This is a genomic window from Vibrio sp. 10N.261.54.A5 (assembly GCF_041471145.1).
Taxonomy (GTDB): Bacteria; Pseudomonadota; Gammaproteobacteria; order Enterobacterales; family Vibrionaceae; genus Vibrio; species Vibrio crassostreae_C.
On sequence record NZ_JBFRNU010000108.1, the window covers coordinates 1 to 447 of the forward strand.

A 447-nucleotide genomic window follows, 5' to 3' on the forward strand; every position below is an offset into this window, starting at 1 on the left:
GCGCCACTATTTAGGGCTTCTTTCTTATAAGAACAGAAATCCTTGTATTGAGTTGTTGTTGTTTACAACGAATTGATACTAAAACCGTGCGCTCTTAGCTCAGCTGGATAGAGTACCTGGCTACGAACCAGGCGGTCGGAGGTTCGAATCCTCCAGAGCGCGCCACTATTTAGGGTTTCTTTTATGAACCCCTGATATTGGGAATACCGATATCGAAAACTGCGCGTCCTTAGCTCAGCTGGATAGAGTACCTGGCTACGAACCAGGCGGTCGGAGGTTCGAATCCTCCAGGACGCGCCACTCTTTAGGGTTTCCTTGTGAACTCCTGATATTGGAAATACTGATATCGAAAACCGTGCGTCCTTAGCTCAGCTGGATAGAGTACCTGGCTACGAACCAGGCGGTCGGAGGTTCGAATCCTCCAGGACGCGCCACTATTTAGGGCTT

Annotated in this window: 3 tRNA genes; all 3 read left to right on the forward strand. The window is 49.4% G+C overall.

The features are described from left to right. Window positions 1–88: 88 nt before the first annotated feature. Window positions 89–165: transfer RNA gene (locus AB4329_RS22300), tRNA-Arg, on the forward strand. Between the two features lie 58 nt (window positions 166–223). Continuing rightward, window positions 224–300: transfer RNA gene (locus AB4329_RS22305), tRNA-Arg, on the forward strand. A gap of 57 nt (window positions 301–357) precedes the next feature. After that, window positions 358–434: transfer RNA gene (locus tag AB4329_RS22310), tRNA-Arg, on the forward strand. Window positions 435–447 lie beyond the last annotated feature (13 nt).